Raw genomic sequence first — 25919 nt, 5'->3', positions numbered from 1 at the left:
ACCGGACCCCAGTGGCACCCCGCCCCACCCCAGTGACACCCCGTCGACCCCCAGTGACACCCCGTCAACCCCAGTGACACCCCGTCGACCCCCAGTGACACCCCGCCGGACTCCCTTGACGTCCCACCGGACCCCAGTGACACCCCGCCCCACCCCAGTGACACCCCGTCGACCCCCAGTGACACCCCGCCGGACTCCTTGACGTTCCACCGGACCCCAGTGACACCCCCCGCACCCGTGACACCCCGCCCCACCCCAGTGACACCCCGTCGGCCCCCAGTGAGGCACGTACCGCCATGCGCACCCGTATCACCGCCGCCGTCCTCGCCGCGGCCCTGACCCCGCTCGCCCTCGCCCTCTCCGCCCCGGCCGCGCACGCCGCGACCGCCGCCGTCCCCTACGACTTCAACGGCGACGGCCGCACCGACCTCGCGATCGGCGCGCCGGGCGCCACGGTCGCCGGGCAGGCCAGGGCGGGCGCGGTGTCGGTCGTCTACGGCAGCCCGAGCGGGCCGAAGACCGCCACGCGCACGCTCCTCACCCAGAACACGGCCGGGATGCCCGGGGCCGCCGAGGCCGACGACGCCTTCGGCACCGCCCTCGCCTCCGCCGACCTGAACACCGACGGCTACGCCGACCTGCTGGTCGGCACGCCCGGCGAGGACGGCGGCGACACCAACGACGGCACGGTCACCGTCGTCTGGGGCTCGGCCTCCGGCCTGTCCGGCGCCCGCTCGCTGTTCAGCTTCTTCAGCACCGACTACGACCGGTACGGCCAGGCCCTGACCGCGGGCGACCTCGACGACGACGGTGACGTGGACGTCGCGGTGGGCTCCACCGGCCCGATCACGCTCTCCCTGGTGAACGGCCCGATCACCCGGACGAGCGCGTCCAACGGCGGTTCGGGCTCCCGCAACGACTGGTGGTCCTCCTCGTACGGCGTGAAGTACCTCTCCTCGGGCGACGTCACCGGCGACGGCCACCCCCGGGTGGTTCTGCACGGCCGTACCGCGCACAACGGCGACGCCGCCACCGCCCTCGCCGACATGGAGATCAGCAACCACACCGACTGGCTGCGGAACCTGCCCGCCGGGTACGTCTCCGCCGTCGGCGACATCGACGGCGACGGCCACGCCGACATCGCCGTGGGCAATGACCGCGAGACCTCCGCCGACCCGGCGGGCGCCCTCGGCGGCAAGGTCACCGTCGTCTACGGCGGCCCCGACGGCCGCGACCCGGGCCGCGCCCCGCTCGTCCTCACCCAGGACACCGCCGGCGTGCCCGGCGCCGCCGAGACCGGCGACCGCTTCGGCAGCGGCGTCTCGCTCGGCGACGTCGACGGCGACGGGTACGCCGACCTGGCCGTCGGCGCCGCGGGCGAGAACGCCGCCGCCGGTGCCGTCACCGTCCTGCGCGGCTCGGCCTCCGGCCTGACCACCAAGGGCGCGACGTCGTACTCCCAGAACACCGCGGGTGTGCCCGGCGGTTCCGAGAAGGGCGACCGCTTCGGCGAGCGCATCACCCTCACCGACCACACCGGCGACGGCCGCGCCGACCTGTCCGTCTCCGCGCCGGGCGAGAACGCCGGCGACGGCGCGGTCTGGTGCCTGCGCGCCACGGCGACGGGCCCGACGACCACCGGCGCGACGACCTTCGGCCCCACCTCGACAGGCATCTCCACGACCGGCGCCCCCGGCTACGGCACCGCCCTCACCTCTTGACACCACACCCGCCGGTGACCGGCACCGCCCGCCCCTCCTGACACCGCCCTCCTCCTGATCAGCAGCACCTCCGACCGACAGGAACCCCATGCGCAAGCGCACCCTCCTCCTGGCCACGGCCCTCACCACAGGCCTCCTCACGGCCCTGCCCGCGACGGCGGCCACCGCCGCCCCGGCCACCGGCCCGACCGCCGACTTCAACGGCGACGGCTACGGCGACATCGCCTTCGCCGCCCCGTACGCCAAGGTCGACGGCCAGGGCATGGCCGGCTACGTCGCCGTCGTCTACGGCGGCGCCACCGGCCTCGACCCGGCCAAGCGGACGGTGGTCAGCCAGAACACCGCCGGTGTGCCCGGCGCCGCCGAGGCCGAGGACACCTTCGGCGAGGCGCTCGCCCTGGGCGACCTCAACGGCGACGGCTACACCGACCTCGCGGTCGGCTCCCCCGGTGAGGACGTCGGCGACGACGTCGACGGCGGCTCCGTCACCCTCCTGTGGGGCTCGGCGAGCGGCCTGAAGAACGGCACCACGGTGAAGGACCCGGCCGTGTCCGCGCACGACCACTGGGGCAACCTGCTGACCGCCGGCGACTTCGACGGCGACGGCAGGACGGACCTGGCCGCGAGCGCCTACGCGGACCCGTACGTCATCCGCGGCGGCTTCACGACGACCGGCACCACCGGCGCCGTCCGGCGGATCGCCACGCCCGAGACGTCGTACAGCGTCGACGCCATGGCGGCGGGCGACACCAACGCCGACGGCAGGTCCGACCTCGTCCTCACCTACCGGGTCCGCCTGAACGAGGACGGGACGGGCAGCTGGTCCAAGGGCGTCGCCTACCTCGGCTCCCCCACCGGCCCGGACACCTCCGTCCCCCGCCCCCTGAACGGCGGCACCTCCCTCGCCCTCGGCGACATCGACGGCGACGGCTACGACGAGATCGCCCTCGGCAACGTCTTCTCCAAGGAGGACGACCACAGCGGCAGCCTCGGCGGCCGGGTCGTCGTCATCCGCGGCTCCGAGGGCGGCCCGGTCAACGGCGACGCGCCCATGGCGGAACTCACCCAGGACTCCGAGGGCGTGCCCGGCGGCGACGAGGCGGGCGACGGCTTCGGCAGCGCGGTCTCCATCGGCGACGCCGACGGCGACGGCTACGGCGACCTCGCCATCGGCGTCGTCTTCGAGGACGTCGGCACCACCGAGGACACCGGCGCCACCGTCCTGATGAACGGCTCGGCCTCCGGCGTCTCGCGCACCGGCGCCCGCACCTTCACCCAGGCCACCGCCGGCGTCCCCGGCTCGGCCGAGGCCATGGACTACTTCGGCTCCGACGTCCTGCTGGCCGACGTCACCAAGGACGGCCGCGCCGAGTTCACCGTCACCGCCGGCTTCGAGGACGAGGGCGTCGGCGCGATCACCAGCCTGCGCGGCTCGGCCACCGGCCCCGTCACCGACGGCGCCCGCTCCTTCGGCCCGGGCAGCCTCGGCCAGACCCGCTCGTACGGCGCCTTCGGCTCCGGCCTCATCGGCTGACGGACCAGGGAGACACCATGCGCAGAACCACCACGACCGCCCTGGCCGCCGCCCTGCTGGCGACCGGCATCAGCCCCGTGCTCCTCACCGCACCCGCCACCGCGGCGGTGGCCAAGCACTACGACGACTTCAACGGCGACGGCCGCCGCGACCTGGCCTACGGCGGCTACGACGACGTCGACCGCGAGGGCGGCACCGTCACCGTCCTCTACGGCACGGCCACCGGCCCCGACACCTCCCGCGTCCAGCGCGTCCACCAGGACAGCGCGGGCATCCCCGGATCCGGCGAGGAGGACGACCAGTTCGGCGAGTCCCTCGCGAGCGCCGACCTCAACAAGGACGGCTACGCGGACCTCGTCGTCGGCAACCCGACCGAGCACGTGGGCGGCGACGACTACCGCGGCACGGTCACCGTCGTCTGGGGCTCCAAGTCCGGCCTGTCCGGCGGCACCAACCTCACCCCGGCCGGCGGCGCGGCCGGCCACTTCGGCCGCGACCTGGCCACCGGCGACTTCACCGGCGACGGCTCACCCGACCTGGCCGTGATCGGCGGCGAGGAGGCCTGGCTCTACCGCGGCCCCTTCACCAAGTCGGGCACGACCGGCAAGGTCAGCAAGATCGACAAGGGGTCCGCGGGCTGGTACTCCTCCGCCCTCGCGGCCGGCAAGGTCGACGGGGACGGCCGGACGGACCTGGTGGTCATCGGCACCGAGATCACCGGCAGCGACATCCGCGAGCGCGCCTGGTTCCTGAAAGGCACGTCCACCGGCCTCGCCTCGGGCGCCTCCAGGACCCTCAGCGACCGGCAGCAGGGCCTCTACCCGAGCCCGGTCATCGGCGACTTCGACAAGAACGGCTACGGCGACATCGCCCTCGGCCTGCCCGACAAGGACGGCGGCAAGGGCGCGGTCACGATCTGGCGCGGCACGTCGTCCGGCCCGAGCGGCTCCGTCACCTTCACCCAGGCCACGGCGGGCGTCTCCGGCAGTCCCGAGGCCGACGACGGCTTCGGCTACGCGATCTCGGCCGCGGACGCGAACGGCGACGGCTACGCCGACCTCGCGGTCGGCGTGCCCCACGAGGACGTCGACGGCCGGGAGGACCAGGGCGGTGTCCACCTCTTCCGCGGCGGCTCCGGCGGCCTCACCGGCGCCCGCTCCTCCTGGATCGCCCAGACGGTGCTCGGCCCGGCCGACTCCCACACCTCCTTCGGCTACACCCTGCGCCTGCGCGACCTGACCGCCGACGGCAGGGCGGACCTGGCCGTGGGAGCGGCGGGCAGCGCGCTGCTGATGCGGGGCACCGCCACGGTGCCGACCAGGACCGGCGCGATCGCCCTGCCGGAACTGGGCGGCTCGCTGCCCGACTGACACCGCCGGCCGGCCACCGCGCGAGGCCGGGGCGATGCCCGTACGGCCGAACCCTGACACCCCACCGAGGCCCAAGGCCCGTACCCCTTAAGGGATGTCACAGCTCGGCCGCAAAGCCGGGCCCGGAAGCCCGGGCCCGGCACACCACCGCCGGGGACCAGGTACGTTCGAAGACGTGGCTGGATTCAGGATCGGACGCGGCCGGAACAACGGCGCTCCTCAGACGCGACCGCACAACCCTCCGAACGGGCAGCAGACGCCGCAGGGGCCGTCGTACGGCTACCCGCCGGCGCCGCAGCCGTACCCGCAGCAGCCGCCGTACGGGGGCGGCGGCGGCCCCACCTGGCCGCAGCCGAACGCCGGACCCGGCGTCGGCTACGGCGGCCAGGGCGGCCACGGCGGCCACGGCGGCCACGGCGAGCCGGAGTACTTCGGCGACGGCGCGTACCCGCCCGGTCCGCAGGGCCCGCACGACCCGTACGCGGCGAACAACCCGGGCCACACCCAGGCCTTCTCGGTCGGCGAGGACCCCTACACCCAGGGCGACACCTACCGCGCCGGCTCGGCCGCCCCGCCGCCCGGCCCGATCGGCCCGCGCCTGCACTGGAAGGCCCTGCTGAGGGGGATCGTCCTCGCCCCGAACCAGACGTTCCTCCAGATGCGGGACTACACGATGTGGGGCCCGGCCCTGATCGTCACGTTCCTCTACGGCCTGCTCGCCGTGTTCGGCTTCGACGGCGCCCGCAAGGATGCGATAAACGCCACACTGTCGAACGCGATCCCGATCGTCCTGACGACGGCCGTCGCGATGGTGCTGAGCGCGTTCGTCCTGGGCGTGGTCACCCACACCCTGGCCCGCCAGCTCGGCGGCGACGGCGCCTGGCAGCCCACGGTCGGCCTCTCCATGCTGATCATGTCCCTCACGGACGCGCCGCGCCTGGTCTTCGCGATGTTCGCGGGCGGCGACGCGACGTTCGTGCAGCTGCTCGGCTGGGCCACCTGGGTCGCGGGCGGCGTACTGCTCACCCTCATGGTCAGCCGCTCCCACGACCTGCCCTGGCCGAAGGCGCTGGGCGCGTCGGCGATCCAGCTGATCGCGCTGCTGTCGATCGTGAAGCTGGGCACGGTCTGAGGCTCCGCGCACACGGGAAAGGGGCTCCCCTGGGGGAGCCCCTTCTCTTGTCCCTGCTGGTCAGGCGTCGAGCACCTGGCCGCTGCGCCGCACCACGGGCGGCTCCACGGACCACGGGAAGTTGATCCACTCGTCGGTCCGCTTCCACACGTACTCGCACTTCACCAGCGACTGGGACTTCTCGTAGATCACGGCGCTGCGCACCTCGGCGACGGTGTCGAGGCAGAAGTCGCGCACCAGCTTGAGCGTCTTGCCGGTGTCGGCGACGTCGTCGGTGATCAGCACCTTCTTGTCGGAGAAGTCGATCAGGTTGGGCACGGGAGCGAGCATGACGGGCATGTCGAGCGTCGTCCCCACACCGGTGTAGAACTCCACATTCACCAGGTGGATGTTCTTGCAGTCGAGGGCGTAGGCGAGCCCGCCGGCCACGAAGACACCGCCGCGGGCGATGCTCAGCACGACGTCGGGCTCGTACCCGTCGTCGGCGATGACCTGCGCGAGCTCACGCACGGCGGCCCCGAACTGCTCGTAGGAAAGGTTCTCCCGCACCGCGCTCATGCCTTTGTCGCTCACACCTGGGTCCGATGGAAGTTGAGGAAGGACCGGGAGGCGGTCGGCCCGCGCTGCCCCTGGTACCGGGAGCCGTACCGCTCGCTCCCGTAGGGGAAGTCGGCGGGCGAACTGAGCCGGAACATGCACAGCTGCCCGATCTTCATCCCCGGCCACAGCTTGATCGGCAGGGTGGCCAGGTTCGACAGCTCCAGGGTGACGTGCCCGCTGAACCCCGGGTCGATGAACCCGGCCGTCGAATGCGTCACCAGCCCCAGCCGCCCCAGCGAGCTCTTCCCCTCCAGCCGGGAGGCGAGATCGTCGGGCAGGGTGATGACCTCGTAGGTGCTGGCGAGGACGAACTCCCCGGGGTGCAGGATGAACGGCTCGTCCCCCTCCGGCTCCACGAGCCGGGTCAGATCGCTCTGCTCGATGGCGGGGTCGATGTGGGGGTACCGGTGATTCTCGAACACCCGGAAGTAGCGGTCCAGCCGCACATCGATGCTCGACGGCTGCACCATCGCGTCGTCATAGGGATCGATCCGCACCCGCCCGGCGTCGATCTCGGCCCGGATGTCCTTGTCTGAGAGAAGCACGCCCCGAGGATACGCAAGGCGCGCGGAGCGCCCACAATCGGACGACTCCGCGCGCCTGGCGCTGCTTGCTGCTGTCGCTGTGCCTGCTCGCTCTGTCCGCTACCGCTTCTGGTAGCTCACGGGCACCACGCTCCTCAGCCGCGCGCAGCGCGGACACCGAAGAAGCCGGCCGGGGCCGAGCCGCTCGGCCTGCTGCATCGGGAACGAAGCGGTGGTGAACACGTGCCCATCCGCACAGCGGACGACGGTGCGCTCCATCAAGTCCAAGAGTCCCTTCCCCAAGAGCCGCGTCTGGCTGCTGCTTGCCTGACGACAAAAGCCACAGTACGGGATCAAAGGGACGGCCCTCCAGGCGGCACTCCGGTCCCGCCCGGACCCTCCTCGACGCCCACACCGTACGCCCCAACTCCGTTCCCCCGCAGCCGCATCCCACCCCTGAAACACCCTCAGGCCCCGCGGCGCGAACACCGGGGGCCTGGCATGAGGTAGAGTGGGCGAGCATTCGGACACCGACTCCGGTCGGCGTCTTACGCGGGTGTAGTTTAATGGTAGAACATCAGCTTCCCAAGCTGAGAGCGCGAGTTCGATTCTCGTCACCCGCTCCACGAAGAAGGCCCAGGTCAGAGACCTGGGCCGTTTTGCTGTCCGGGGTGATCACTGGCCGCGTGCCAGATCCGTGCCAGAAGGTGTCTCGGCCGTCTTCCGGGCAGCCTCCTCCCGAGCCTTCCGGACGGTGGCGTCGAGGCCGGCGGCAACCTCCTCTTGGCGCTCCTCGTCGGAGTGCTGATAGATCAGCGCGGCCTTCTCGGAGGACTGTCCGGCGCGCACCATCGTGTCCTTCAGGGTGGCACCGGATCGGGTGGAGAGCGTGTGCCCGGTGTGCCGCAGGTCGTAGAACCGGAAGCCCTCCGGCATGCCGACGACCTCCCGGGCCTTCCGCCACTTCCGCCCGAAGGTGCTGCGCCGGAAGGGCGCCCCCTTCTCACCGACGAAGAGCAGCCCGTCCGGGCCCGGCTCGGCGTAGGACTCCAGATGCCAGCGAAGCTCACGGCGGAGGAAGGCGGGAAGAATCACAGTCCGGGTACCGGCCTCGGACTTGGTGTCGCCCTGGACGCGGCGCCCGTTCATCCGCTCCGGCTCGGCGAGGCGGACCCGGAGCCGTAAGTGGTCAAGGTCGACGTCCCGGCGCCGGAGACCGGCCAGCTCTTCCGGCCGGAGCGGACCGTAGGCGCCGAGGTAGACCATGAGCCGCCAGCGCATGCCGACCGCGTTGGCGAGGGCATCCACCTGGCCGACGGTGGCGATACGCCGCTCAGCAGCCTTCTCCTTACCGGCGCCCTTGATACGGCATGGATTGCGCGTGATCAGTTCGTCGTCCACGGCGGTCTCCATGATGGCCTTGAGGAGCCGGTACGCCTTGGCCGTGATCGTCTTGGCACCGGTGAGCCGAAGGCGTTCAGCCCGCCACTCCCGAACTCGCGGCGCGGTGATCTCGTCCAGGTCCAAGTCCGCGAAGGCAAACAGGTGCTTGTCGAGGAGGTAGCGGTACAGGTCCTGCGTCAACGGTGCGAGCTCCCGTTCCTCCACCCACTTCTCGGCGTAGGCCCGGAAGCTCACCGCGCCTGCGTCGGGGTCACGCCACTCGCCACGGCGAATCTCGGTCTGCTTCTCGGCGAGCCAGTCATCTGCGTCCGCCGTCGTCTCGAACGTGAACGGTGCCGGACGCATCACCCCATCGGGCCCCGGGTAGCGCGCCTGGTACCGGCCGGAGGGGAGCTTTCTGATCGCACCGAAGCGGCGACGCCTGCCCCTGTTGTTGGCCATCAGGCAGCCCTTCCATAGCGCCGCCGGGGGCGCCTGAGCGGCTCCACCGTGCGGGACCGGATGAACTCCTCGACCGCGCTTTCCGGGATACGCACATGCCGGCCGACCTTCACGTACCGGATGCGCCGTTCCTCGATGAGCCGCCGGGGGAAGCGAGGAGTCGTGCCGAGCAACTCGGCGACCTGGTCGACGGACAGGTAGCGGTCGTTCATGTGGTGGGCTCTCCTTCCGTTCCGGGGGCGGGTTCGAGGGATGTGGCGAGCCAGGCTTCACCGGTACTGAGGCCGGTTCCGGCGAAGACCCAGTGGGCGAGGACGAGCGTGGTTTCGCCGTCCTGGGGAGCGGCGGTCGTGGCGGCTTGGGTGCGGCGCCATGCGGCGCGGGCGTCGCGGAGGGCGCCGAGGGTGGTGGAGTAGCGGCGGGACTTGGTGGAGAAGTGGCCGCGGAAGCCGAGCATGTGCGCCCAGGCGCGCAGGCGGAGGTGTTCGAGGTCCTTGCGTGCGCCGAGGGTCCAGGCCGTCCGAATCATGCGCCGGGCGTGGTCGGTGATCCGGGCCTGTGCCAGCTCGGCGAGGAAACGGATCGGCCGGTCCAGGGTGCCGGTCGCTGTCTCGGCGCCTTTGGTGGCGTACTTAGCGATGTACGCCGCTACGGCCCGGTCGGTCAGCTCTTGCCCGCCGTCGAAGTCGGCGGAGCGGATGGTACGCACGTCGAGTTGGCGACCGAAGGTGAAGGTGTGGGCGCGGCCGTCGACATCCGGTCCGTGGACGCGGGTGGCGGTGGCGGCGGCATGGATGGCGTCGGTCAGCAGCTCGGCGGACCCCCAGGCCGGAGGGGCCGTGTCGCCGCCCTCCGGGCCGTCCAGGCGGATGACCGCGTGGAAGTGGACGGCTCCCCGCTTCTGGTACTCGGCGACCTTGGCGAAGGACACGCGCGCGTGGTCCCGAAACGCACGCTGGGTGAGTCCGGCGCGCTTGGCGATCTCACGACGCAGGTAGATCGAGAAGCGCCGCCAGAGGGCTCCGGCATGAGCGTTCCAGAGGACAGCCGCTTCGTAGTCGTACGCGTCCGGGTCGAGGGGCGTACCGAGGGCCGGGTCTGTCTCGTCGTGCCGGGCACCGCAGCGGCAAGGCCGACCGCTGGAGAGGCGGTTGTGAACGGGGCCGAAGCTCGGCGCGGTGAAGGTGGCGAAGACACGCGGGTGTGTGCCGACCTGTTCGGCGGTGCCCTTGCCGCCGCGGAGTCCGGCGGTGATCAGGTGGAAGGTGTCTCGGCGGTAGACCTCCGCGCAGGCCGCGCAGCGGGTGGCACGGCGGTTGTTGCAGCGGACGAGGAGACTTCCGGCGGGCAGGGAGGACGAGTCGAGGTGGTGGAGGACACGCCCGATCTCTCCGGTTGTCCGGTCGACCGCGTACTCGGTGCGGTGGCCGTCGAGGCGCACGGGGTTCGCGCACCCACCCAGGCCGGAGAGTTGGCGGGCCAGCTCGGGCATGGTGCCGAGGGAGGCCAGCATGGAGAGTTCCGCCAGCGGGGGCGGAGTCTGCCGGGTGATGATGGGTCTTCCTTTCGGCTGTTTCGGCGGTTGGGAGGGACGGCCCCGGGGCGGCGGGATGCTTGGCGGCGTTTGCCGCCCCGGCGGCCGGTCAGCGCCTGTTGGCGCCGGTGACGAGGGAGCGCAGGACCACGGCGGCGATGGCCACAGACACGGCCGAGACGGCGACCGCCGCCAGGAGCGCGGTGAGGACGACGCCGACGACGACCACTGCGGCGACCGCACCGGCGCCGACCCCCACGAACGGGGCGACCGAGCGGCCGGCGGAAGGAGCCGGGGCGTGATCCTGCGGGATGTGGGTGGTGATGCTCTGGATGTGCGGGGTGTCGGGCAGCTTGGGGCGGAACATCGCGGGACTCCTTGTCGGTCGGGGTGTCATTCGTGGGTGCCGTTGACGACATCGACCCCGGAGCGGGTGCCGGACTCGATGGCCGGGGCGAGGATGGTGTGCGAGAGCCAGAAGCCGAACAGCGCGATCACGACGGCGACCCAGAGGCGGATGCCGAGGAACTTGATCGCGGCCCAGGCGATGACGCCCAGGACGAAGACGAGCGGCAGCGAGACGGTCACGGGAGCTCCTCAGCGGACGCGGCAGCGGTGGGTGCGTGCGGCCAGTTCGGCGGCGGCGCGGCTGTCGTAGTCGGTGGAGAAGCCGCAGCGCGGAGCCGTGCAGGCGGCGGTGTGCTTCTCTCGGCCCCGGCCGTCGTTGTAGGTGGCGACCTGGACGGGGCCGATGCGGACGACGCGGCGGAAACGGCGGTTGGCGGACATCAGGGCATCTCCTTGTCGGTCTCGCCGGTGAAGTCGGTGACGTGGCCGGCCAGCCAGCGCAAGATCTCGTCGCCCTCGTAGCTGTCGGCGGCGAGGATCACCGGTTCGGCGATCAGCACGGCTTCGGTCAGGCGGTTCTGTCGGGTCAGCTCGGCGGCGCGCTTGAGCGCGCGGAGCGTGGACGGGCGCAAGGGGGAGATTCCTCCGGGTCAGGTGAGTTGGGTGGTGATGGCTTCGGCGAGCGGCATGGGCACACCGAGCCGGGCGCGAAGGGTCGAGGTGTCGATGTCGGTCCCGGTCCGGGCGCGGTGTTCGTCGGCGACCTTCCGGGCGAGAGTGACGAGCGCGGGCGGTACCGGGGCTGCAGGCGGCGGCGCCGACTCCAGTGCGGCGGCCGGCAGTTCGGGCGCAGCAGTAGGCGGCTCACTGTCTGCGGCGGTCGGTTCCGGCGCCTGTGCCGTAGCCGGGTCCGTGCTGGGATGCGCTGCTCCGTGAGCGAGCAGCGTGCCGCCGAGGAAGACAACCGCAGGCCAGCCGGCGACGAGGATGCGGAGCCAGGCCGGTACGTCCTCCAAGTCGAGCAGCCCGGCGGTGGCGACGTTGGCGCCTAGGGACGCCGTCAGCGCGACGAGGAACCAGCACCACCCGGCCGCTTTCGCCTCACCGGAGCGCAGGCGCCGCCAGGCCGCGACCAACAGCAGGTCGACGGAGACCGGATAGGCCCAGGCCTTCCAGCCCTCCTGTCCGGCAGCGAGCGCCAGGTCATGCAGGTGAGCGAAGGACAGCGCGGCAGCGATCACCGCTTGAACGAGCACGGCGTCCACACGGACGGGCAGGGCACGCACGGCCACTCCTTCCAGTTCCGGACATGGGTCGGCTAGGGACTTGGCGCGGGACGGCCGCGCCGACCGTGGGAGCGAGTCGGCTACTCGGTGATCGGCTGAGGAGTGGCCAGGGGACCGGACTCCTTCACCGGCACGGGTGGAACATGAGGCCGGAACGGCGCGAGCGCCGGAATATCCGGGACGAGGTGCGCCGTCTCGCGGCAGGTGGCCGCAGCGTCGGCGAGGGACAGGTGAGGGGTGCGGATGCGGGACCAGCCGCCGGACGTGTCGCCGACGACGGCGAGGCCGGGCAACTCAGCCGCTATGGCGCAAGAGGCCAGAACAGCCTCAGGGGCGATGTCACCGAGCGCCATCTTCGCGGACGCTTCGTCGTTCACCCGATGGCAGACCCGGCCGGTGAGCTGTGCCCGGAGCATGGTCGCTCCCTTGCCCAATTCGGCCCCGAAGCGCTGCCCGCAGACCTCCAGGTAGATGCCGGCCGCACGGCCGAGCTGAACGAGCCGGATGAGCTGAGTGACCATCTCGTCCCGTCGCTCTTCCTCCTTCCTCGTGGCGACGAGGAAGAGTTCCGCCACTTCGTCGACGAACAGCACGATCGGAGCCGGGCGTTCATCCTCCGGCAGGCCCCAGACGTCCGAGGTGATCAGCTCATCCGGGGTGCCGGGCGCGATGCCCTGCCGCGCTTTGATCAGGTCGTATCGGTCCTCCATTTCCTTGACGAGCACGGGCAGCAGCTCGGCCGCCTGCTCCGGATCGGTCGCCAGCGCCGAGAGTCGAGGAGCGAACGGCGCCAGCTCCACACCGCGCTTGCAGTCGATCCCGACCAGGACCACCGGCTGAGCGGCCAGCCCGGCAAGCAGGTTCCGCAGGAACATTGACTTGCCGGACAGCGTGGCGCCGAGCACGAGTTCATGAGGTACGGCCCGGTAGTCCCGTACGAAGGCAGTTGCGTCCTCCCGCAGAGCCACCGGCACCCGAAGCGGACCAGCGTCGGTCCGACGGGGCATCCGTACCTTGCGCAGGACGTCGAAGCCGACGAGCCGCAGTTCCACGACACCGGGCTTGACGTCCCGCACGTACACGGCATGGACGCCCCAGGCGTGCCGGAGCCGTTCGGCCGAGGCCGCCACGTCCGCTGGTTCCTGGCCCGGAGCCAGCCGCAGCCGGAGCCGCAGACCGGTCGAGGTGGGCCGGATCATGCCCCGGCGGGGAGGCACCGGCCGGACCTCACGGCGAGTCGTGGCCTTGACGGCCAGGGCCCGCCACCGAGGTGGCTCAACTGTCAGGCCGCACGCGTCCATGGTGGAGGTATACGAGGCCAGCAGTCGGGCCATCGAGACGGGCAGCCCGACCGTGGACCAGTACGCCGCCGGATGGGCATGCCGGGCGTAGGCCGCGCCGCCTATCGCAGCGAGCGACCCGCCCAGCTCGGCCCACGTCACCAGGTCGATCACGACGATCAGCCCGCCTGCTCCATCGGGAAGGCGCCCGGAGCAACGGCGGTCGCCCGGTAGGCGATGCCGTGCCGCTGCTGCCCGTTGAAGACGCTCTCCCACGGCCGGGCGATGAGCCCCGGCAGCGAGACCGGGGCCCCGACGGTCAGGCCGTCCGTCACACCGCTCTCGGGGACGGTGACCTGGATCAGCGACGACTCACCTTCGTCGATGTAGACGACGCCGACCGTCATCAGCGCTTCACCGCTCACGGCGTCCTTGGCGATCTCACCGGTCTGCCGGTCACGCACCTTCGGCGCCGGCGCTTCGGTGAGCAGGATCGTGGCGGTCGAAGCGTCAATACGGATCACACGCACAGATTTCTCCTCTTGAGTCGATCAACTCGTCACCTGACAAGTTGACTTAGCAAGTTCGAAGCTAGAGATGTCAAGTTGACTTGTCAAGTGCGAATCTAGGTGGAGTAGGCGGCGAACGGGCCGCCCATCGGGCTCAGTTCAGACGGTAGGTGTCTTCCAGTTCCTGCCGGTCGGCGGGAAGCAGCACGTCGGAGACTTGCAGCGCCTGCCCAGAAGCGTCACACGCGACGACCAGGACACTGAGGACCGGAACCCCCTCAGGGAGATCCAGAAGCTCCGCTTCGGAGGGCTCCGGCAGACGCGCCGAAACCCGTTCCGTCACATGGTCGAAGCGGACCTTTTTGCGCGTCTCCAGGTGTGCGCGGGTGCCACCTGCCAGCGCGTCGGCGCTCTCCAGTTCCGTACCTTCGACCAGGCCGGCGGGGAAGTAGGACGACACCAGCTCCACCGGTTCGCCATCCTCCTCCGCCAGGAACCGGCGCATGAGAACCTTGGCCCGCTTGGGCAGCCCGAGGACGGATGCGACCCGCGCCGGAACGGGGACGTAGCCGACTTCGACCAACCGGCCCGCCGCTCCCGACTCATCGCGCGTGAGCGTCTCAGTCCCCCGGCGGTCCTTCTGCTCAACGACAGCCGGGCGGCCTCGCACGATCGTGCCGAACCCCTGTCGGGACTCCAGCCAGCCATCACGCTTCAGCAGTTCCAGCGCCCGCACGACGGTGGGGCGGGACATCCCGAAGGACTGCACCAACTGGTTCTCGCTGGGTACCCGAGTGCCAGGCGGGTACGTGCCGTCCTCGATGCGACGCTGGATCGTCTGTGCGAGGCGCACGTACTTCGGTGGCTCCACTTCATACGCCATGAACGCCGCCTGTCGGGATTGGCCAAGTCAACTGGTCAACCAGACTAGCGAATCTTCGATTGTCAAAGTAGAAGCGGAGCGAACTCTTACCTTCCGGGCCAGGCATCGGCTACCAGGAAGGAGACGACGGTTCCGCCGAAGCGGCTCGGTGCGGCGTGCCACGACTCGGCCAGCGAATCAACCAGGAGAAGTCCACGCCCGTGGGAGTCGTTGGCGTCGGGATGCCTCAGCCGCACGTTCGCCAGAAAGCCGGGGTTGTGCACGTCGACTCGGAGCGAGGTCCCCTCACGGAACCACTCAACCCGTACGAGCCAGGGTTCGTCCGACCGGCCGTAAGCGATGGCGTTGGTGACCAGCTCCGAGATCATCAGCACGCAGTCGTCGACGGAGCAGGCTGGGTTGTACGGGGCGATGAACTTGCGGAACCAGCGCCGAGCCCGCGGCACAGACTCAGCGACAGGGTGCAAGGTCATCGCACCGAGACGCGGTGACTCCTCAGACGGGTAGCGGTCGATCATGTAGGCCATGGGTGCTCACTTCCTGCCGCTGCCGTCGCAGTCGAGGCAGCGCCGCTTCGATGTGGCGCGGGCGCGGTCGGCAGCGGTGGCAAGCGCCAGGGTCGTACGCGAGCCGACGCGCTTCCAACCGCGCCCCCGGCAACCCCGGCAAGGTAAGTGCGTGCCCTGATCCGGCCGCTGACTCGTCACACCGCGCCTCCTCCCAGTGAAGTGGCCTTAGCCACTTTCTGGATAGTGGCATTAGCCACTTGGCCCACGCAAGCGATTCGCCGCAACTGGCCCCCTCAGGTGAGGGGGTAGCCCTGCTCGAACGCCCAGCGATGCGGCGGGTAGGTGGCCTCAGCGAACTCCAACGGCCGGTCCTGGAGGTCGAAGACGACGTGGTGCACGATCAGCACAGCCGAGCCGGCGGCAAGTTGAAGGTCCTCGGCCTCCTCCTCCGTCGCCTCCCGCGCGCACATGCGATCTTCCGCGTAACTTCCCTGCCGACCGGTCATGTTCTCGACGTACAGCAGCGTGCCCTCTTGGATCCGCTCCGGCTCCAGCAGCTTCGGCGCGCGCTGACCGACATCCGGAGCGAACCACGAGGTGGACAGCGTGATCGGCCCGTCCTGGTTGTTGGTCACCCGCCGGCGGTGCACCGCACGGCGATCCTTGACCAGGCCCAGCGCTTCAGCCACATGGTCCGGCGCTTCCAGCCAACCGGCAGAGGTGATTACGGCGTACTCCCCGGGCGTGTAGATCTTCCCGGTCTGCCGAGCGCGCCCGTACAGCTCACGAGCCCGCCGGTTGACTTCAAGGCTCCGCACATACGTGCCCGACCCCTGACGCTTCTCGACGAGCCCCTGATGGCTCAGCGCCTCCAACGACCGCGCGGCCGTGGGCCGCGACACCTTCCAGTCCGCTGCCAACTGCCGTTCGGACGGCACTTCGTCCCCCGGTCGCAGGTCACCCCGAAGAATCTGATCACGGATGTAGTGCGCGATCTGGAGATACTTCGGCTGAGCCTCCTCGATCTGCGGCATCAGTCCTCCTCACCCAAGGCGAGCCCCAGGCGAGTAGGCGGGCACCCCGCTACCGAGCTGAGGCCTGCTTCTCGATACAAGTGGCTATGGCCTCTAGCCACTATAGGGTGAGTGGTCAACCCCCTACCCCGTAGGCTGAGACGCATGACGCGGTTGATCGTCGCAGCAGGAGGAGGGGGCGACGCAGTCGCCGCCGCAATGATTCACGCCGCCCTCTACGGCGACGAGGAGCAGGCGGTGATCCTCACGTACGCGTGGGACCGTCTCCTGATCGACCCGGTTCCCGGTCCCCGAGGACCGGACAACTTCACCGGTCTCCAGCCCTTCACCCCAGCGGTCTGGGCAGTGCCGGCCGAAGCTCGCCCGATCGCTCCGGCGGGCTCGACTCTCCCCCGACTCGCAGCAGAGCTCCGGCACACGTTCGCGCTGATCGATCCGCGCTACGGGGTCGAAGGCGTCACCCGCCAACTCGAAGAGCTGGCGGACCACTTGTCACCAGAGTCGATCGACCTCCTGGACGTGGGCGGCGACATCCTCGCCCGCGGCGATGAGCCGACGTTGAAGAGCCCGCTTGCCGATGCCGTCACCCTCGCCGCGTGCTGCCAGCTGAACGCTCCTGTTCGCCTCCTGGTGGCGGGCCCCGGCCTTGACGGGGAACTCCCCCTCGACGAAGTGCGCGGCATGCTCGGCCCGCTCATCCACACCCTCACCACGAAGAACGTCGAGCCCATCAGCTCGGTCCTGGAGTGGCACCCCTCCGAGGCAACCGGGATGCTCGCGGCGACAGCCCGAGGCGTACGCGGCACCTGCGAGATGCGAGACGCCGGCCTTCCTGTGCCGCTCACTGGCGAGGGACCGACGGTCCATGAGGTCGACCTGGACGAGGCACTGACCCGCAACCAGTTGGCCCGCGCCATCCTGACGACCGCCAACCTAGACGAGATTGAGGCACACAGCCGCGAAATCTGCGGCTACTCGGAGATCGACTACGAGCGCAACAAGGCCGCATGGCTCAAGGACCAGCCACCGGCACAGCTCGACCCTGAGGTCGTGCTGTCTCAGCTCGACCAGTTCGTAGCCGAAGCCCGAGGCCGCGGAGTCACCCATACGACGTTCCGCCGCATCACCGAAGCCCTGAACCTGAACGGCTCCCTGCGCGAAGACCTACGCCAGCTGCTCATCAACAGCCGTCCACAGCAGTACGACGCTCCCTTGTGGCGCATCACAGCCACCACTGAGTAACAACCTTCTTCACGGGTTCAAGGCGGCTCGCTCCGCTCACCGCGCGCGGCCCGGCCCCCGGCCGGGCCTGCGCTCCAGTCTCCGCCCCGCTCCAGCCCGGCCGGCGCCCGTGCCGCGCTAAGAGCATGCAGCGGCCTGATGTCAGAGAAGGGGTACGTCGCGGCTGGGGCGGTCGGCTCCACGGCTTTACGGAGCCACTTTGGCGCGAGCCTCGAAAATCATGGCCCCAACGTCGTGCTTTACCGGGCAGGTCCACAGACTGCCCGACGCGCCGGAAGCTTACGGGGCCATGATCACTCGCGCCAAAGCAGCGCCACCCCAAAGCCGCTCCACCGACCTATTCCGTTCCCGCTGCCTGATTAGGAACAACTACCGGCGGAAAGCGAATCAGTTTGTCTTCCTGCGTAAGATGGAGAACCTCCATACTCGACAGGTCGCCCCACAGATCGGCAGGCGGATCATTATCGACGGCAATTATCTGTAGTCGATCGCCATACTCCTCTGAAACACTCATGAGGAGCTGATACATATCCCGGATTCGATCCTCGTCAAAACCTCGCCGCCCAGCATTCGCAGACAGACCATCAAGAACCAATAGTCCAGGCATCGGCAGGTTATTGTCAATCGCGACGGTGTGATGCGCGAGAGAATGTGCCACGTTAACCAGTGTCTTCAACCCTTGGCTCGACAATTCGTCAAAGGTTCGTCCACTGATTTCCGGCAGGTAAGTCTTCCGATTAATCGTGACACTTAGGTCGGCATCAAAGTGCGGAACATTTAGCTGCGACAGGTAGCCAAGGAGTCTATCCTCCAGTAGCTCAATATAGGATTCGGACGCCGACGCTGTCAGTTCGCGTCTGGCGATTTTATCCTCAATTTCCGCCTTTTGCTCTTCAAGCTCCTGGCGGCTCGAGAAAGTGAGTTGAAATCGCTCGAGGATGCGTAGATACTCCTCGGCTTTATTGCGTTCCGCCGCCAAGTAGGCACGATTGCTCGCCGATTCAGCAATCTGTGACTCGCGATCCGATACGAAAGTTTGTGTTCGGCTGTTCAACTGAGCCGACAGGATCTCCTCCTGCTCACTCAACTCTGCGTGAAGGGCCCTTAGCGAACTTAGGCTCTCGCGCCTTGAAGCAATCACCGACTCTGTCTCTTGAATCTGAGTTACGATGCGATCCTGCTCTGCCAGGAATGCCTCTCTCGATGAGCTGCTGCCAGGCGTTTGCAGACAAAGGTAGCAACATTCGTCTGTCGCGCGAGCGGGCTCCACGTCACTACCGCAGCGCGGACACACCACGAAATCAAAGTCAACAAGCCACTCATCCGAAATGATGGCCCTAGTCAATCTTGAGAACTGGCTCTTGAGTTGCCCCAACAGGTCCGTGAGGTCCTTAAGCTGACCTTCATTTTTACGTATCTCGTCTGCCGCTTGACGCGCCTTAGCGCGACTAAGGAGCAGATCCTCTCGCAGCTTACCCACGTCGAAAGTAGCTACGACTTCCGATACACCATCCACGGACTGCGTAGCATTTTCAGCCAAAGCTGAATCGATCTCCGCAATGCGTCGGACTAGTGCCTCGGAGCTAGAAAAGGGGGTCTCGGCCAAAAACTGCTTCTGCAGCTCTTCCTCTCGATCGAGCGCGCCGATCTTAATTTCAACGCTCTTGAGCGCAGCCACGAGCTTAGCGACTTCGGCATCGTATAGACCGTATGCGAGCTCAAATACCCACCGCCGTTTCTGATCACGGAAGGGGTGATGATGACCAAAGACCTGAGCATCGATTTCGTCACCGGTGACAATGCAGTACCCCAGCCAGTCAGACATTGTGACAGGTGTGAGCCCCTCAGTGGGCTTCGACCGCGCTTGCGGGACTGATACTGCAGGAATGTCCATTTGATCGAGGAGGAATCGACCAAAGGAAGCTTGGGATCCAACCGCCGGCAGACGAAGCGTTCGAGGCTCTCGACCATCCTCGTCCAAGACCTCGACTAGGTCGACAGGTGCGCTTCGAGTAGAGCTCAGAGGACGATTAACTTCCCACAGCTGCCCGCCCAAATTCAGGCGAGCACGGATGTCGCTGACGACCTCAGTCTCCTCAGGCAGTCCGGAAGGAACCGTCCCAAGAAGCGACCTGATAAGGCGTACGAACGTCGTCTTTCCCGTGGTGATGTTCCCGTGGACCAGGTTCAGTCCGGGCTTCAGGGATACTCGACGACCCCCGCCCACGAGATCCATTGCGAAGATGGTGAGGCGACGAGCCTCTGGCTCCAATACTTGAGCCGACTGAGTTGGCATGCTCATCCGATCTCCTCATGCCACGTTGAGTCTGCCACTTCTGGAAGCTTGTACAGATAATCCTTTAAGGTGCTGCCACTCTTATCAAGGTGTCGGCGAAGAACCTTGATCCTGGCATTAATCACCGAGAAGCTTTCATCTTTACTCAACTCAGATGCCAGCGACGCGCCAATTGATGTAGTTGAATAGCCGAGACCTGATGTTCTCGGTAGAGGCTCTACTTTCACCAGACCGCGGCCGATCAGAGATCCCAAGACTGCGTAGTAAGAAGGATCCCATGGACCATATCGATATCTCATCATCCGAGAATCGAGAGGCGCCTCTTGCAAATTAAGGAGATCGCTGTCGGGGGCCCCCACCCCAATACTTTCCAGAACTCGGACCAAATGCTTAGGGTAGCGCAGCAAGAAGTCGAGTTTGGCTAGTTTCACTCGCCCTTCTAAACTCCTAACTTCGCCACCCCGCTTGCGACTGAATCCGTCAATCAAAAGCAGCAGTCGAGTTTCAGCCTCGGGAGAGGAGCGAAATCTGTGACGGGGGATGCTTCTAGAAGGGTCAACGATGATCGCAGTCATGCCACCCTCCATCCGAAATGGCATTCGTCGGACAGTTGACAAAGGTAACCGAAAACGTCAATCCCATCACGCGCGAAGATATCCGCTTTGTCGAGCTGTCCAAGAATATGGGGGTTACTCAAGAGCTCTGCACTTATGAAATCTGCGGGCCGCGATGCCGCAACAGGGTTCATAGCGCCGTTCAGATGGGCGCGTGTAGCAGTTGCCCGCGCTACGGTGAGCACCTTCTCCTTGAGCTCTTCTAGATCCTCGCCCAAATCAGTCCGGCTGGCCATAGCTAGCTGTCGAGCTACCTCTGCCTGCGCGCGAAGACTCTGCGCCTGGTGCAATACCTGTTGGCTGGCACCCGCACGCCTCATCTTAAGCTCAAGCATGGAGGAGCTTTCGCCGGCGGACATGCGAGCGAGCAATTCGTCATCCGTCTCGACTGGAAGAGGCGGGGTCAATGCCACGATCTTTGCTCTGCTAAGTACATGCACGTCCATGTCGTCTGGAACGCCAGGAAGAGCAGAGGCATCAACGCACTGAGCTACAAAGCGTCGAATCTGGCCAATTGGATGCTCGCCGGCCTGCGCCGCAGAGGCGGCATCAAGTAGCCGAGTGTAGATATCCTCGAGCTCCGCGATCGATTGGGCAGGCCACAGTGCCGCCATTTCCCGCAGAATTACAGCATCAATATGTGGACGTGACGGTTGCTGTACTCGTACTATCATGCGTTCGAGGAAGTCGCTGAGATGAGATCTCTCGAGACCGAGGGCCACGATCTTTGTCCGAATCGCCGCAGAAGCGGTTGCCGGGTTGGCGAAGAAGTCGACTGTCTCTCTAAGCTCGGACATTGGCCCTTCGAGCCATAGTTCGAAGACTGCTCGGTCATGAAGCCCGATCTCGCGCACCGCTTTAGAGGTGCGCACCAGTGAATCGACTCCGTGCCCCCTGTCGCAGACGGACTTTGCGCTCCATGATCCACGGTCTCTAGTTTTAAGCTGCGCAAATCGGATGGCGTCTGCACGAACAATGGTGATGTCTTCAAGCCTCTCGCACACAATCGCAAGAGGCCCCCCGTCCGGTTTAAGGCATGTAAGCCAATGCCGGACGGCCTGTTTTGCTTGCCAGCGGTACCGAGCAAACGTCTTGATGCCGGTGTCTTCACCCTCCATGCGGGCGAGTTCTCGCATTACGTTGGCCGGCTCCGCTTTCCCCACAACACCCCCACGATCTTGCTGCGCCCCCCGACGGCGGTCTGTTACCGAGGTGAGCGTGTGACACACCGCGACAGAGGGTCTACCCGTCGTCATGATGCTAGGCGACTTGAAACAACATGCCCATAGGCAAGATCCAGCCAAGTGGTAACGCTGTCACCATGCAGCCGATGCGGAGGGGTTGCTGTCCGGCGAGTCCTAATCACTGGCTGCGCACGAGAAGCATCACGCGAACGCTTATTCGCTCGAGGCCGTGGTCCCGGGGCGAGGGCTGGCGTGCAACTCGGCAAGGATCGTGATCGACGTACGGACCATCCCGATGGCCAGGGGCGGGGTCAGCACGGCATGGGTGAGATCCCCGTGCGCATAGCTGTTCCGGATCGGCCGCCCACAGCTATCCAGGAGGTCGTACTGCTCCTCGGTGAGAAGTCCGTCAGCACGGGCCTTCCCGAGGTGACCAGCCAGGGTGCCCTTGCCGTAGCGGTCGGTGAGCGCGGTCTCGATGGCGATGACGGAGGTAGCAGCGCCGATCATCATGAACTCGTAGCGGTAATAGCTCATGCGGATCAGCTCGCGTGCCGTGGTCAGGACGCTTTCCGCAGCCCGGGGCAGGCCGGACGGGATAACGAGGTCACGGACCAGGTCGTGCATGTCAGCGAACTGACTGGCCCAGTGGCGGAATCGCTCGTCGGGCACAGGCCACGGCAGTTCGGGAGTGCGGCTCATGCTCCGGATTCTGGCAGCACAGCCCCGTGGGGGCAGACGAATATCGGCCGTGGCCGCGGGCCCCGGGGTCAGCAGCTCCCTGAGCCGCGCCCCAAGTGGGTCAACCCCCTTACCAGAATCGCGGATTGACATCAACTATAGTTGACAGTTTGTATTTTTCAGATGATGCTCCCCGCCATGGGAAACGTATTCAGTGAGCGGGTCACCCGGCTCAACGCCAAGGCCGGCAAGACGTACCAGGAGATGGCTTCCGACTGTGACTTCAAGCGATCGGTGACATGGTGGAACAAAGTGCGGTGGAACGAGATTGAGGACCCGCCCAAGCCGAGCCTCTACCCGTACCTGGCCAGAGCCTTGGAGGTGCCTGTGCGCCGGGTCGCGGAGATGGTCGCCGAGCAGTGGTGCGGGGTGCGGCCGGACGACACGGTGCCCGAGCATCTGCGGTCCCTCCTCGCAGTGCTGCGGGACGTTCGCGAGGAGGATGTGTCGGTCATCCATCAAATGGCGCGCGCCATGTGCGAGAAGCGTGGGGCCGAGGCCGAGGTGGAGCGCATCTCAGCCAGGCTGCTGACGGCGTTTGGTGAGAGCGATGGCCCCTACACACTGGAGCAGTTGGAGTGGCTCAAGCTGCCCGAATTGCAGGCCGTCAAGATGGACGTGGGTATGGGCCGGGCTGAGGTTGAGGAGGACGCTTACGCGCTGCTCGACTCGATCCCGGACCCCGGGGATGAGTGACGCGCGGCCGACCCCTGGGGCACCCCCGGGCGCAGACGGTCGCCCGGCAGGCGGTTGACGCCCACAGCCATACCACCCCAAGGCGCCGTCCCCGCCCGAGTTGCTTCGGGACATGAGGCCTTCTAGTCAAGGTTCCACCGCCACGCTTCCACCTACGCGGCTTGCTCTGGTCGACGGCATGGCAGCGTGGCTCAGGACGGCGGGGACGCGGCGAGGCACACGCGTGCGTGGTTGGTCAGCGCACCCGCCGTCGTGGTCGACTGTCATCCGCTGAGGCTCAGACACTCCGGGGCTCCCAGCTCTGCCAGGGGGACCTTCGAGGCGAAGGCACCGTGCCATACGCGTGCCAGATCCTGCGGGGAACCACGGGGAACAGCGGGTAGCGCCCCGGGTGCGACCAGGGCTCCAACACGGCTCCCCCGCAGGTCGGTACAGCAATCCCGCCAAAGAACCCGAGCTTCCCAAGCTGAGAGCGCGAGTTCGATTCTCGTCACCCGCTCCAGAGAGAAACCCCAGGTCAGTGACCTGGGGTTCGTTCGTTGTCCAGGCCAATTCGGTGTGGCGTGTGCCCTCTGCGTGTCCTGAGTGCGAAGCGAAGTGTCGGGCCACCGCGACAGGAAGGTGGGCCACCGACTCGTCGACGCCTTCGTCAACCACACCGGCACCGCCGTCCACGGCTCCTTCGGAGCCAGTCACCCGCGTCCTCGCCAGCTGCGCACCACGTCGTCCGCGGTATCACGGGACGCGTCACGGTTCTGCGCCCGGGAGCCGCCCGCCTCGCCGGGGGGCGGCGGCCAGGCGCATCCGGTCAGGTCGCGACGCCACCGCGCCTGTCACGCTGTGATGTCGCCAGGTAGGCGACGAAGCCCAGGATTGCGGCCGTCCACGCGAGGGTGACAGGCTCCAACCCCAGGTCAAGGCCGCCGCGGGTGTGGCCGACCGCCATCCAGTCGGCGAGGGAGGCACCGAGGGGACGGGTGATGATGTATGCGGACCAGAAAGCGGCCACCGCGTTGAAACCGGCCCAACGGTGGGCCAGGGCAGGTACGCAGATCGCGGCCGCGTAGAGGACGACCGAACCCAGGTAGCCGAGGCCCGCGGTGGCGGTGAGGTCGCCCGCGGCGGTACCGAGGGCGAACGTGGCCAGGACGGCCGCCCAGTAGAACCCCTCGCGGCGACGGGTGTGGATGCCGTGGATGGACAGCGTCCGCTCGCTCGCGTACCAGAGGACGAAGACGGCGGCCAGCGTGACCAGGAAGACGGGAGTCGACACCGCATAGGGGACGCCGAGGCCGACGTGCAGGACGTCGGCCGCCATCGTGCCGAAGACGCTGACCATGACGACGGCGGTCCAGTACACCCAGGCGATGTGGCGGCGGACGGTGAACTGGACGGCCAGGGAGGCCACCAGGGCGAGTCCGCCGAGAGCGACCGCCGGTACGGGGCCGAGCACGCGGGCCAGGAGGTCGGAGGCCGTCTCCCCCATGCCGGTCGTCAGGACCTTGATGATCCAAAAGCAGGCGGTCACTTCGGGCACCTTGTTCGCCATCGGGCGCAGCGGAACGCGACGCCGGTCATCAAGGACGTGCTGTGTCGTCATGGCCCGCACGATGACACGGGCAACTGGCGGCAGCCCAGGTGCCTTTGCCATAGTTTTTGGGCTTCTGGTGCATAAGTTGCCCTTGCCCGACTGAAGTCCTGAATGCGACGGCCGGTCAGCGTCGCGCCTCGCCCTGAGCGATCTCCACCTCGTGATGGAACGCGATCACGCCGGTCGCCGCTGCGCAGGCCGAGACGGCCGCGCAGGCGGCGAGAAGCAGGGCGATCCAACAGGCAGTGCGGGGGCGTGGCGCGGGTGGCGAGAGGAGGGCCGCGACCCGCAGGGGGACGGGGCCGGTGGCCGCGGCGGAGGCGAAGTCCGGGCGAGCGGAGGGCGAGGCGCGGGTGGCGAGAGCGGCTCGGGCGATGGCCCGCGCGGTCAGGCGCCGGTCACCCACCGCAGTGGCCGCGGCTTCGTCTGCCGCCCGTTCGGCGGCGAGCCGGACGGCATCGCGGACACGGCGCAGCCCGGGGTGGCAGTGGGCCGCGAGCTCGGCGGCGAGCAGGAAGCGGTAGTGGCCGCCCGCGTTGTGGGCACGCTCGTGGGCGAAGAGGGCCTGGCGCTCCGCGGGGGCGAGGCTGCGGAGCATCCCGGTGGTGACGACGATGCGGTGCGGGCGGCCCGGCAGGGCGTACGCGTCCGGGAGAGGCGAGTCGACGACGCACAGGTCGCCCGCGGTACCGCTGCAGTCGGCCTGCCGACGGGCGGTGCGCACGGCGCGGATCTGGCGCAGGGCCCACCGCAGCAGCGTCCAGGCGCTGACCGTGAGGGCGCCGGCGGCGGCTGCGGCCGCGGGCAGGACGAACGCCTCCGACGGCGTGGGCAGCGGGTGGACCAGCTCGCCGAACTCGGCGAGAACAGGCAGTTCGAGCAAGCCCGTCAGGACGAGCGCGCCGAGCGCGGACACGGAGGCGCCGGCCAGCACGATCGCGGCGATGACCAGTGTCCACAGCGCGGCGACGGGGGCGAGGCGGTCGAGTGCGCGGGCCGCGAGGGGTCGCGCCGCGAACGGCAGGAGGAGCGGGATCAGCAGCAGCGGGGTCATTGCTCACCCGATTCCAGGAGCTCGCGCAGGACCCGCTCGTCGTCGGAGCTGAGCCGGGCGACGAAGCGGGCCAGGACCGTCTCACGGTCGGAACCCCGGTTGAGTTCGCCGTGCATACGGCGGGCTGTGAGGCCGGGGGCGTCCTCGACGGGGAAGTACGCGTAACCGCGGCCCTGCCGCTCGCGGCCGACGACGCCCTTGTCGTGCAGGCGGGTCAAGATCGTCGTCACGGTGGTGCGGGCCAGGTCCACGGCGAGGTCGGCCTGCACCTGCCCCGGTGTGCGCGGGCCGTCGGCGGCCCACAGTGCGGCCATGACACTGGCCTCGAGTTCGCCCGCCGGTCGGCGTTCGTCCTTCGCGTCGTTCATGGGAACGATCCTCACCCCGTCTTC

Annotated in this window: 28 protein-coding genes and 1 tRNA gene; 7 read left to right on the top strand and 22 right to left on the bottom strand. The window is 68.1% G+C overall.

The genetic code is table 11. The annotated features are described in order from the left end of the window. The first annotated feature begins 296 nt into the window (after window positions 1–296). The 4 genes from C1703_RS21335 to C1703_RS21320 all read left to right on the top strand — a co-directional run bounded on the left by C1703_RS21335 (window position 297) and on the right by C1703_RS21320 (window position 5757). Complete coding sequence (locus tag C1703_RS21335; RefSeq protein ID WP_114254390.1) at window positions 297–1721, top strand: FG-GAP-like repeat-containing protein; 1425 nt, start codon at window positions 297–299, stop codon at window positions 1719–1721. Window positions 1722–1809: 88 nt separating this feature from the next. Then, entirely contained in the window at window positions 1810–3255 is a 1446-nt protein-coding gene (locus tag C1703_RS21330; protein WP_114254389.1) for an FG-GAP-like repeat-containing protein, read from the top strand. A 17-nt stretch (window positions 3256–3272) separates the two neighbouring features. Next, the gene (locus C1703_RS21325; protein WP_114254388.1) at window positions 3273–4625 is read left to right on the top strand and encodes an FG-GAP and VCBS repeat-containing protein; all 1353 of its coding nucleotides are present in this window, start codon (window positions 3273–3275) and stop codon (window positions 4623–4625) included. 94 nt (window positions 4626–4719) lie between these two features. Further along, window positions 4720–5757 carry a Yip1 family protein gene (locus C1703_RS21320; protein WP_114254387.1) on the top strand — a complete coding sequence of 346 codons (1038 nt, stop codon included), beginning with the start codon at window positions 4720–4722 and terminating at the stop codon, window positions 5755–5757. A gap of 60 nt (window positions 5758–5817) precedes the next feature. Here the strand turns inward: C1703_RS21320 and C1703_RS21315 are convergent, their stop codons facing one another. Together C1703_RS21315 and dcd are read right to left on the bottom strand one after the other, a co-directional pair. Continuing rightward, window positions 5818–6315, bottom strand: a complete 498-nt coding sequence (locus C1703_RS21315) for a phosphoribosyltransferase (RefSeq protein ID WP_114254386.1) — start codon at window positions 6313–6315, stop codon at window positions 5818–5820. An 11-nt stretch (window positions 6316–6326) separates the two neighbouring features. Beyond that, window positions 6327–6902: a dCTP deaminase gene (dcd, locus tag C1703_RS21310; RefSeq protein WP_114254385.1), complete on the bottom strand. Its 576-nt coding sequence runs from the start codon at window positions 6900–6902 to the stop codon at window positions 6327–6329. A 531-nt stretch (window positions 6903–7433) separates the two neighbouring features. Here dcd and C1703_RS21305 point away from each other — a divergent pair. Then, window positions 7434–7507 (top strand) — tRNA-Gly (locus C1703_RS21305). A gap of 49 nt (window positions 7508–7556) precedes the next feature. Here the strand turns inward: C1703_RS21305 and C1703_RS21300 are convergent. The 13 genes from C1703_RS21300 to C1703_RS21240 all read right to left on the bottom strand — a co-directional run bounded on the left by C1703_RS21300 (window position 7557) and on the right by C1703_RS21240 (window position 16109). Beyond that, on the bottom strand, window positions 7557–8726 hold the full coding sequence (locus tag C1703_RS21300; RefSeq protein ID WP_114254384.1) for a tyrosine-type recombinase/integrase: 1170 nt from the start codon (window positions 8724–8726) through the stop codon (window positions 7557–7559). Beyond that, window positions 8726–8938, bottom strand: coding sequence for an excisionase family DNA-binding protein (locus C1703_RS21295; protein ID WP_114254383.1), 213 nt, complete (start codon window positions 8936–8938; stop codon window positions 8726–8728). Before C1703_RS21295 ends, C1703_RS21300 begins: the two co-directional genes overlap by 1 nt. After that, window positions 8935–10239 carry a replication initiator gene (locus tag C1703_RS21290; RefSeq protein ID WP_114254382.1) on the bottom strand — a complete coding sequence of 435 codons (1305 nt, stop codon included), beginning with the start codon at window positions 10237–10239 and terminating at the stop codon, window positions 8935–8937. The genes C1703_RS21295 and C1703_RS21290 overlap by 4 nt, the downstream gene beginning before the upstream one ends. A gap of 130 nt (window positions 10240–10369) precedes the next feature. Beyond that, window positions 10370–10627: a SpdD protein gene (locus C1703_RS21285; RefSeq protein WP_114254381.1), complete on the bottom strand. Its 258-nt coding sequence runs from the start codon at window positions 10625–10627 to the stop codon at window positions 10370–10372. A gap of 26 nt (window positions 10628–10653) precedes the next feature. Next, window positions 10654–10848: a hypothetical protein gene (locus C1703_RS21280; RefSeq protein ID WP_030246370.1), complete on the bottom strand. Its 195-nt coding sequence runs from the start codon at window positions 10846–10848 to the stop codon at window positions 10654–10656. A gap of 9 nt (window positions 10849–10857) precedes the next feature. Further along, complete coding sequence (locus C1703_RS21275) at window positions 10858–11049, bottom strand: mobile element transfer protein (protein ID WP_114254380.1); 192 nt, start codon at window positions 11047–11049, stop codon at window positions 10858–10860. Beyond that, window positions 11049–11240, bottom strand: a complete 192-nt coding sequence (locus tag C1703_RS21270; RefSeq protein WP_114254379.1) for a hypothetical protein — start codon at window positions 11238–11240, stop codon at window positions 11049–11051. The genes C1703_RS21275 and C1703_RS21270 overlap by 1 nt, the downstream gene beginning before the upstream one ends. An 18-nt stretch (window positions 11241–11258) precedes the next feature. Then, entirely contained in the window at window positions 11259–11894 is a 636-nt protein-coding gene (locus tag C1703_RS21265; protein WP_114254378.1) for a DUF2637 domain-containing protein, read from the bottom strand. Window positions 11895–11974: 80 nt separating this feature from the next. Continuing rightward, window positions 11975–13348, bottom strand: coding sequence for an FtsK/SpoIIIE domain-containing protein (locus tag C1703_RS21260; protein ID WP_114254377.1), 1374 nt, complete (start codon window positions 13346–13348; stop codon window positions 11975–11977). A gap of 5 nt (window positions 13349–13353) precedes the next feature. Next, window positions 13354–13704, bottom strand: coding sequence for a hypothetical protein (locus tag C1703_RS21255; RefSeq protein ID WP_114254376.1), 351 nt, complete (start codon window positions 13702–13704; stop codon window positions 13354–13356). 133 nt (window positions 13705–13837) lie between these two features. Continuing rightward, complete coding sequence (locus C1703_RS21250) at window positions 13838–14566, bottom strand: GntR family transcriptional regulator (protein ID WP_114254375.1); 729 nt, start codon at window positions 14564–14566, stop codon at window positions 13838–13840. A gap of 86 nt (window positions 14567–14652) precedes the next feature. Continuing rightward, the gene (locus tag C1703_RS21245) at window positions 14653–15093 is read right to left on the bottom strand and encodes an ATP-binding protein (RefSeq protein WP_114254374.1); all 441 of its coding nucleotides are present in this window, start codon (window positions 15091–15093) and stop codon (window positions 14653–14655) included. Between the two features lie 275 nt (window positions 15094–15368). Beyond that, window positions 15369–16109: a GntR family transcriptional regulator gene (locus C1703_RS21240; protein WP_114254373.1), complete on the bottom strand. Its 741-nt coding sequence runs from the start codon at window positions 16107–16109 to the stop codon at window positions 15369–15371. Window positions 16110–16253: 144 nt separating this feature from the next. Here C1703_RS21240 and C1703_RS21235 point away from each other — a divergent pair, with 144 nt between their 5' ends. Next, a complete protein-coding gene (locus tag C1703_RS21235; protein ID WP_114254372.1) occupies window positions 16254–17351 on the top strand; it encodes a DUF1152 domain-containing protein in 1098 nt (365 codons plus the stop codon). 337 nt (window positions 17352–17688) lie between these two features. Here C1703_RS21235 and C1703_RS39015 read toward each other — a convergent pair whose 3' ends face one another. The 4 genes from C1703_RS39015 to C1703_RS21220 all read right to left on the bottom strand — a co-directional run bounded on the left by C1703_RS39015 (window position 17689) and on the right by C1703_RS21220 (window position 22147). Then, window positions 17689–19653, bottom strand: coding sequence for a hypothetical protein (locus C1703_RS39015; protein WP_157993147.1), 1965 nt, complete (start codon window positions 19651–19653; stop codon window positions 17689–17691). Then, window positions 19650–20222, bottom strand: coding sequence for a hypothetical protein (locus C1703_RS39010; RefSeq protein ID WP_157993146.1), 573 nt, complete (start codon window positions 20220–20222; stop codon window positions 19650–19652). Before C1703_RS39010 ends, C1703_RS39015 begins: the two co-directional genes overlap by 4 nt. After that, window positions 20219–21379: a dsDNA nuclease domain-containing protein gene (locus tag C1703_RS21225; RefSeq protein WP_198678239.1), complete on the bottom strand. Its 1161-nt coding sequence runs from the start codon at window positions 21377–21379 to the stop codon at window positions 20219–20221. The genes C1703_RS39010 and C1703_RS21225 overlap by 4 nt, the downstream gene beginning before the upstream one ends. A gap of 279 nt (window positions 21380–21658) precedes the next feature. Then, entirely contained in the window at window positions 21659–22147 is a 489-nt protein-coding gene (locus C1703_RS21220) for a hypothetical protein (RefSeq protein ID WP_114254369.1), read from the bottom strand. A gap of 177 nt (window positions 22148–22324) precedes the next feature. Between C1703_RS21220 and C1703_RS21215 the strand changes: the two genes are divergently transcribed. Further along, complete coding sequence (locus tag C1703_RS21215) at window positions 22325–22882, top strand: hypothetical protein (protein ID WP_157993144.1); 558 nt, start codon at window positions 22325–22327, stop codon at window positions 22880–22882. Window positions 22883–23690: 808 nt separating this feature from the next. Here C1703_RS21215 and C1703_RS21210 read toward each other — a convergent pair. The 3 genes from C1703_RS21210 to C1703_RS21200 form a co-directional block, all read right to left on the bottom strand. Continuing rightward, complete coding sequence (locus C1703_RS21210) at window positions 23691–24482, bottom strand: hypothetical protein (protein WP_114254367.1); 792 nt, start codon at window positions 24480–24482, stop codon at window positions 23691–23693. Between the two features lie 115 nt (window positions 24483–24597). After that, a complete protein-coding gene (locus tag C1703_RS21205) occupies window positions 24598–25527 on the bottom strand; it encodes a M48 family metalloprotease (protein WP_114254366.1) in 930 nt (309 codons plus the stop codon). Further along, window positions 25524–25895, bottom strand: coding sequence for a BlaI/MecI/CopY family transcriptional regulator (locus tag C1703_RS21200; RefSeq protein WP_114254365.1), 372 nt, complete (start codon window positions 25893–25895; stop codon window positions 25524–25526). The genes C1703_RS21205 and C1703_RS21200 overlap by 4 nt, the downstream gene beginning before the upstream one ends. Between the last annotated feature and the right edge of the window lie 24 nt (window positions 25896–25919).

The sequence above is a fragment of the Streptomyces sp. Go-475 genome (assembly GCF_003330845.1).
GTDB lineage: Bacteria > Actinomycetota > Actinomycetes > Streptomycetales > Streptomycetaceae > Streptomyces.
The sequence above is the reverse complement of the archived record's forward strand: the minus strand, read 5'-3'. Positions and strand labels throughout refer to the sequence as shown.

What these genes read in the sequence shown, in the direction of transcription:
- C1703_RS21325 (WP_114254388.1), top strand. Translation starts at nt 3,273, where the DNA reads ATGCGCAGAACCACCACGACCGCCCTGGCCGCCGCCCTGCTGGCGACC.
- C1703_RS39015 (WP_157993147.1), bottom strand. Translation starts at nt 19,653, where the DNA reads ATGAGCATGCCAACTCAGTCGGCTCAAGTATTGGAGCCAGAGGCTCGT.
- C1703_RS21200 (WP_114254365.1), bottom strand. Translation starts at nt 25,895, where the DNA reads ATGAACGACGCGAAGGACGAACGCCGACCGGCGGGCGAACTCGAGGCC.
- C1703_RS21275 (WP_114254380.1), bottom strand. Translation starts at nt 11,049, where the DNA reads ATGTCCGCCAACCGCCGTTTCCGCCGCGTCGTCCGCATCGGCCCCGTC.
- C1703_RS21335 (WP_114254390.1), top strand. Translation starts at nt 297, where the DNA reads ATGCGCACCCGTATCACCGCCGCCGTCCTCGCCGCGGCCCTGACCCCG.
- C1703_RS21290 (WP_114254382.1), bottom strand. Translation starts at nt 10,239, where the DNA reads ATGCTGGCCTCCCTCGGCACCATGCCCGAGCTGGCCCGCCAACTCTCC.
- C1703_RS21245 (WP_114254374.1), bottom strand. Translation starts at nt 15,093, where the DNA reads ATGGCCTACATGATCGACCGCTACCCGTCTGAGGAGTCACCGCGTCTC.
- C1703_RS21330 (WP_114254389.1), top strand. Translation starts at nt 1,810, where the DNA reads ATGCGCAAGCGCACCCTCCTCCTGGCCACGGCCCTCACCACAGGCCTC.
- C1703_RS39010 (WP_157993146.1), bottom strand. Translation starts at nt 20,222, where the DNA reads ATGACTGCGATCATCGTTGACCCTTCTAGAAGCATCCCCCGTCACAGA.
- C1703_RS21295 (WP_114254383.1), bottom strand. Translation starts at nt 8,938, where the DNA reads ATGAACGACCGCTACCTGTCCGTCGACCAGGTCGCCGAGTTGCTCGGC.
- C1703_RS21320 (WP_114254387.1), top strand. Translation starts at nt 4,720, where the DNA reads ATGTCACAGCTCGGCCGCAAAGCCGGGCCCGGAAGCCCGGGCCCGGCA.
- C1703_RS21315 (WP_114254386.1), bottom strand. Translation starts at nt 6,315, where the DNA reads ATGAGCGCGGTGCGGGAGAACCTTTCCTACGAGCAGTTCGGGGCCGCC.
- C1703_RS21285 (WP_114254381.1), bottom strand. Translation starts at nt 10,627, where the DNA reads ATGTTCCGCCCCAAGCTGCCCGACACCCCGCACATCCAGAGCATCACC.
- C1703_RS21225 (WP_198678239.1), bottom strand. Translation starts at nt 21,379, where the DNA reads ATGGAGGGTGAAGACACCGGCATCAAGACGTTTGCTCGGTACCGCTGG.
- C1703_RS21205 (WP_114254366.1), bottom strand. Translation starts at nt 25,527, where the DNA reads ATGACCCCGCTGCTGCTGATCCCGCTCCTCCTGCCGTTCGCGGCGCGA.
- C1703_RS21250 (WP_114254375.1), bottom strand. Translation starts at nt 14,566, where the DNA reads ATGGCGTATGAAGTGGAGCCACCGAAGTACGTGCGCCTCGCACAGACG.
- C1703_RS21220 (WP_114254369.1), bottom strand. Translation starts at nt 22,147, where the DNA reads ATGAGCCGCACTCCCGAACTGCCGTGGCCTGTGCCCGACGAGCGATTC.
- C1703_RS21215 (WP_157993144.1), top strand. Translation starts at nt 22,325, where the DNA reads ATGGGAAACGTATTCAGTGAGCGGGTCACCCGGCTCAACGCCAAGGCC.
- C1703_RS21210 (WP_114254367.1), bottom strand. Translation starts at nt 24,482, where the DNA reads ATGACGACACAGCACGTCCTTGATGACCGGCGTCGCGTTCCGCTGCGC.
- C1703_RS21300 (WP_114254384.1), bottom strand. Translation starts at nt 8,726, where the DNA reads ATGGCCAACAACAGGGGCAGGCGTCGCCGCTTCGGTGCGATCAGAAAG.
- C1703_RS21240 (WP_114254373.1), bottom strand. Translation starts at nt 16,109, where the DNA reads ATGCCGCAGATCGAGGAGGCTCAGCCGAAGTATCTCCAGATCGCGCAC.
- C1703_RS21235 (WP_114254372.1), top strand. Translation starts at nt 16,254, where the DNA reads ATGACGCGGTTGATCGTCGCAGCAGGAGGAGGGGGCGACGCAGTCGCC.